Raw genomic sequence first — 5,815 nt, forward strand, 5'->3', positions numbered from 1 at the left:
TTGGCTATCTCAATTTTTTCTTCAATGGTGTAACCGTTTACCTCAATGATCTCCATCCGGTCTAACAAAGCCGGTTGTATGGTGCTCAGTGAGTTGGCGGTTGCTATGAACATCACGTTTGACAGGTCAAAATCCATCTCCACATAATGATCATAAAAAGTGCTGTTCTGTTCAGGGTCAAGCACCTCCAGTAAAGCCGATGACGGATCTCCCCGGAAATCGTTACCTACCTTATCAATCTCATCCAGTATAAATACAGGGTTGGCAGCGCCTGCCTTTTTTACCGATTGTATAATGCGGCCCGGCATAGCGCCAATGTATGTTTTGCGGTGTCCCCTGATCTCGGCCTCATCACGGATGCCGCCCAGAGCCATACGTACATATTTACGGCCAAGGGCTTTGGCTATTGATTTTCCTAATGATGTTTTACCTACTCCGGGAGGGCCAACTAAGCAAAGTATAGGGGCCTTCATATCGTGCTTTAATTTAAGCACGGCCAGGTATTCAATAATGCGCTGTTTTACTTTATCTAAACCAAAGTGATCTTTATCCAGTACCTTTTGGGCGCGTTTAAGGTCAAAGTTATCCTTAGTAAATTCATTCCACGGCAAATCAAGCAGCAGCTCCAGGTAGTTGATCTGTACAGAATAATCTGCGGCAGCCGGATTGGTACGGGTTAGTTTTTCAAGTTCTTTGGCAAAGTGATCTTTTACCTCTTTTGCCCATTTCTTTTTCAGGGCACGCTGACGCAGGCTGTCTATCTCCAGGTCGGGCGAATTACCGCCTAACTCTTCCTGTATGGTTTTTAACTGCTGATTTAAAAAGTAATCGCGCTGCTGTTTATCCAGATCAACCCTAACTTTGGTTTGTATCTGGTTTTTCAGCTCCAGCATCTGCAGGTCAAGGGTAAGGTGTTCCAACACCATATTGGCGCGCTCACGAAGGTTGGCCACTTCAAGCAAACGCTGCTTAGCTGTCATATCGGCATTCATGTTTGACGATATGAAGTTGATCAGGAATGAAGTACTTTCAATATTGCGGATAGCGATACCGGCCTCGCTCGGAATATTTGGCGATAGTTGGATAATGTTCATGGCCATATCTTTGATAGACGATACCATAGCCTTAAACTCTTTATCTTCTTTGGCTTTTATTTCTTTAAAAGGCTCAACGGTGGCTTTGATGTATGGCTCGCTTTGTACTTCCTCTTTTAAAACAAAGCGTTTTTTACCCTGGATGATAACGGTGGTGTTACCATCGGGCATTTGCAGCATTTTGATAATGAGGGCAATAGTGCCTATTTTATTTAACTGGTCAAAGTTAGGGTCTTCTATCCCCACATCCTGTTGCGCAACCACACCAATCATCCTGTTGCCTTTATTGGCATCGCGTATTAGTTTAATTGATTTATCCCTGCCAACAGTTATGGGTATTACTACCCCCGGAAATAAAACCGTGTTGCGCAATGGCAGTATCGATAATATTTCGGGCATTTCCTCATTGTTCATCTCCTCCTCATCTTCTGTAGACATTAAAGGGAAAAACTCAGAGTCCTCATTTATAACCGGTAAAGCATTTTTGAAATCAAATGGATCAAAACTCATTATAATATTTTATGTGTAGAAAAAAACGTCATGTTGTCAGCCTTTTAAAATTAAAAGGCTATTAAATATAGGTAAAATTGTGGTTATTACCTGTGGGGTATTATGTTTCAAGAGCTGTGCCAAGTTATAACAATCATAAATAACAAGCAATTTGTCAGCATAAAAGTTTGATTAAATGTTAATTATAAATAGTATCGGAGTTGAGTAATAAAATGAGAATTTATTGATAAAGATGAAAAAAAGTCATACTATAGCTTTCTGTAATTTTTTGAAGGTAATTTTTATAAAAGCATTACCGTGCATAATATTTTGATGCATTATTAGTTAAATGTAATAACTGTTATTGTTTTCTATTAAGCCTGATGAAGTTATCGGTCATTGTATCTTTTCTGATTATGTCTTCGCTGGAAACGGCAAGGGCACAAAGCGCCTATGTAAAAATGGGCCAGCAGGCATTAATGGACGGCGATTTCCGGTCGGCAATATCACATTTGGAAAAGGCCTGCATCACAGACTCAACCAACGCCAATGCGCTTTGGATGCTGGGTTATTCTTATTACCACAGCGATAATTATAAAAAATCAATAGCTGCATATACCCGGGTTATTGCTATAAAACCGGCTGATGCTACTGCTTATTATTACAGGGCAAGGGCTAAAAGCTATTTAGGCAGAGATAACCAGGCTACGCCGGCTGATAAGGAACTATACCTGCTCGGGGCCATAAAAGATCTCACGACGGCCATTTCTATCAATAGCGACCTTAAGGATAATAAATACTATCAAAACAGGGGCATTGCATACCGGGAATATGGCGTATTCAAGCTTCAGAACAATTCTCATTTTTACGATAAGGCGAGGGGTATCAATTCCCTGAAAGCCTCCATAAACGATCTGGAAAAGGTATTAGCAGATAATCCTGGCCGTATGGATATTTCATCGCTGATAGATCAATCCAGAGAAAAATTACAACAAGCAAGCGGGCCTGCTACTGTTGCTCGCCGTAATTAATTACTCAAAATTTCTTTATTTGTTTTGGCGTTTTCAGAAAGCCCTGAATGCGGTAGTTATTGCGTCCCATAAGCCTCACCTGCTGCCATTTTTCTATGAGGTAAGCCGAGTCGGGGAAGTAACTTAACTTTTCCCGGGTTTCGTAAAGCAAGTTTTTGGTATGGTTGTAAATGAGTACCCACTTTACCTTATCCTTATCTTTTTTGATCACCACACGAACGGTCCTGAGGTCAGGATATTTGGCCTGGTAAATGATCAGGCTGTCGGTATTTTGTACCCTGTAGCTGTTTTTCCAGGCAGGCCTGTTAATGTCAGACTGGATAAAGAGGTTAAGTTCATGTCCCCAGTTATCAATATGTACCGTTTTATTTTCGGTAACGCCATTGTGGGTTACAGTCTTATTAACCTCCGGGTTGAGCTTTCTGAGTTTAGCGGTATCAGCTTTAAAAAAGCCGCTGATATCAAAGTATTTTAATACGGCACCGGTTTGCTTAATATCCGGCTTGCATGATTGCAGGCCGGATAAAAGCAATATGCCGCTAAAAAAAGCGGTTGTAGTTAATGATCTGAATTTACACCAATACATTACCGGTCATTTCCTGGGGAATAGTGACACCCAGTATATGTAATATAGTTGGCGCAACATCGCCCAGTTTACCATCTTTTACCTGCTTAACATCTTTGTCAATAATAATGCAAGGTACCAGGTTGGTAGTGTGCGCAGTATTAGGTGATCCATCCTCATTGATCATGAAGTCGGCATTGCCATGATCTGCCAGAATGATAAACGAGTAACCATTGGCCAAGCCGGCTTCAACCACTGCTTTGGTGCAGGCATCTGCTGTTTCGGCAGCTTTTACCACCGCGCTGAAAACGCCTGTATGGCCCACCATATCAGTATTGGCAAAGTTAAGGCAAATAAAATCAGGTTTGCCGCTTTCCAGTTCAGGGATAATGGCATCACGTATACCGGCCGCGCTCATTTCCGGCTGCAGGTCGTAGGTTGCCACTTTTGGCGATGGCACCAATAAGCGTTTTTCGTTATCAAATTCTTTTTCACGACCACCTGAAAAGAAGAAGGTTACGTGCGGATATTTCTCCGTTTCGGCAATTCTTATTTGTGATTTACCGGCATCCTGTAAAATTTCTCCCAGCGTTTTGGTCAGGTCTTCTTTATCAAACACCACCTGTACATTTTTAAACGTTTCATCATATGGGGTCATAGTGATGTAACGGATATCAAGCGGATGCAGGTTATATTCAGGGAATGATTTCTGGGTTAAGGCAATACTGATCTCACGGCCCCTGTCTGTACGGAAGTTAAAGCAGATCACCACGTCGCCGTTTTGAATAACCGCCAGTGGGTTACCGTTTGCATCAACGTTTACTATCGGTTTTATAAATTCGTCGGTTACACCTTCATCATATGATTTTTTGATGGCGTCGGTAATATGCTGGGTAGCCTCGCCCTGGCCGTTAACCATCAGGTCATAAGCTAATTTTACCCTTTCCCAACGGTTGTCGCGGTCCATAGCATAATAACGGCCAATAGCAGTTGCTATCTGGGCATTGGTACCAGCAATGTGTTGTTCCAGGTCAGCTACAAAGCCCAATCCTGATTTAGGGTCGGTATCGCGACCATCTAAAAAGGCGTGGATAAATACATTTTTAACATCCAGTTGTTTGGCGGCATCGCACAAACCTTTTACATGCCTGATGTGGGAGTGAACCCCGCCATCAGATACCAGGCCTATTAAATGCACATTGCGGTTGTTTTGTTTAGCATACTCAAATGCTTCTTTTAAAACCGGGATGGTTGGCAATTCATTATCATCAACAGCTTTGTGTATGCGGCCAAGTTCCTGGTAAACAACGCGCCCAGCGCCCAGGTTCATGTGGCCAACTTCTGAGTTACCCATTTGCCCGGCAGGTAAACCTACTGCGGTTCCGGATGCTTCCAGTTTTGAGTTTGGATATTGCTGCAACAGGCTATCAACAAAAGGGGTATTGGCGGCAAGTATAGCGTTTGACTGATCGTTGCGGCCATAGCCCCAGCCATCAAGAATAATTAATGCGAGTTTTTTTTGATTTTCCACAGCGCAAATATAAAGGCCGCGCATTACTTTATATTATTATTTTTTAATTTCGGCGCACAAATCTGTATCGCGTTTTGTTTAGATAATAATTGCAAGTAAAAGCAGTTATATAGTTTTAAAACCAATAGCCCCGTTGGTTAGCTTTTAAACAGAGTGTAACGTAAAGTATTTTTATCACGTACTGTAGTTATGAAGTTAATTTACCTGTCGTCATTAATCTTTTTGTTTTTATTGCCCGGTTTTACCCCTGCCGATCCTATCGACAACGTAGCCAGCCTATTAAAGGAAGGTAATACTAAAGAGCTGGCCAAGTTGTTTGCTCCCAGTATTGAGATATCCCTGATGGACGATGAAAATATTTATTCGCAGGCACAGGCTACGCTTATATTAGATAAGTTTTTTGCACGAAATAAGCCAAAAGGCATTAAATTGTTACATAAGGTAAATTCAAGTGCCAATTACCGTTTTGGCGTATTTATTTTAACTACCGATAACGGGCTATACCGGGTTGCCTTTACCCTGAAGGGCAGCGACGAAAAAATGAATATCATTGAATTGCGCATTGAAAATGAGAAGGTAAAGTAAAAATTAAGTTATAGGTTATTCAGAATCTTCTTCTTAACAATGAGTAAACATTGACATCAAAGGGTGTTGATGGTTCATATGGCTGAATTTTATTTCTCAGCTAATTCTCATATTCATCATTTGCTTATCTAAAACTTACGCATCCAAAAAATGTTGTTACTTTTGAAACTTAAAAGTAATACACTTGGATAAGGAACTAATACACCATTTTATAATTGAAGCTTTAAAGGAAGATGTAGGTGATGGCGACCATACCTCGCTCTCAACTATTCCGGCCGATACCGTTGGTAAGGCGAAGCTTTTGGTAAAAGACGAAGGCATACTGGCCGGCGTTGAACTGGCCGTTGAGATTTTTAACATCGTAGATGCCGGTCTTAAAGTTAATTTGTTTTTAAAGGATGGCGATGTTGTAAAGCCTAAAGATGTAGCATTTGAGGTTGAAGGCAATTCGCAAAGTATTTTAAAAGCCGAGCGTTTGGTACTGAATTGTATGCAGCGCATGTCTGGAATTGCTACAAAA

General features: G+C 41.3%; 6 protein-coding genes. 3 read left to right on the forward strand and 3 right to left on the reverse strand.

Features of this window, described 5'->3' with window-relative positions; translation table 11 throughout:
* Positions 1 to 1,604: LON peptidase substrate-binding domain-containing protein (locus AAGC65_RS24395; RefSeq protein ID WP_343115075.1), on the reverse strand; the 1,604-nt coding region annotated here is incomplete at its 3' end.
* Positions 1,605 to 1,999: 395 nt separating this feature from the next.
* Here AAGC65_RS24395 and AAGC65_RS24400 point away from each other — a divergent pair.
* Positions 2,000 to 2,614: a tetratricopeptide repeat protein gene (locus AAGC65_RS24400; protein WP_343115076.1), complete on the forward strand. Its 615-nt coding sequence runs from the start codon at positions 2,000 to 2,002 to the stop codon at positions 2,612 to 2,614.
* Between the two features lie 4 nt (positions 2,615 to 2,618).
* On the opposite strand, the gene AAGC65_RS24405 is transcribed toward AAGC65_RS24400, so the two are convergent.
* Both AAGC65_RS24405 and gpmI read right to left on the reverse strand, forming a co-directional pair.
* Positions 2,619 to 3,200, reverse strand: coding sequence for a hypothetical protein (locus AAGC65_RS24405; protein WP_343115077.1), 582 nt, complete (start codon positions 3,198 to 3,200; stop codon positions 2,619 to 2,621).
* Entirely contained in the window at positions 3,187 to 4,734 is a 1,548-nt protein-coding gene (gene gpmI, locus AAGC65_RS24410) for a 2,3-bisphosphoglycerate-independent phosphoglycerate mutase (protein ID WP_343115078.1), read from the reverse strand. Before gpmI ends, AAGC65_RS24405 begins: the two co-directional genes overlap by 14 nt.
* A gap of 165 nt (positions 4,735 to 4,899) precedes the next feature.
* Here gpmI and AAGC65_RS24415 point away from each other — a divergent pair, with 165 nt between their 5' ends.
* The gene (locus AAGC65_RS24415; protein WP_343115079.1) at positions 4,900 to 5,295 is read left to right on the forward strand and encodes a DUF4783 domain-containing protein; all 396 of its coding nucleotides are present in this window, start codon (positions 4,900 to 4,902) and stop codon (positions 5,293 to 5,295) included.
* A 184-nt stretch (positions 5,296 to 5,479) separates the two neighbouring features.
* Positions 5,480 to 5,815 (forward strand): nicotinate-nucleotide diphosphorylase (locus tag AAGC65_RS24420; protein WP_407940715.1); only part of this gene is annotated, 336 nt, incomplete at its 3' end.

Source organism: Mucilaginibacter sp. (genome assembly GCF_039207105.1).
In the GTDB taxonomy this organism is placed as follows: Bacteria; Bacteroidota; Bacteroidia; order Sphingobacteriales; family Sphingobacteriaceae; genus Mucilaginibacter.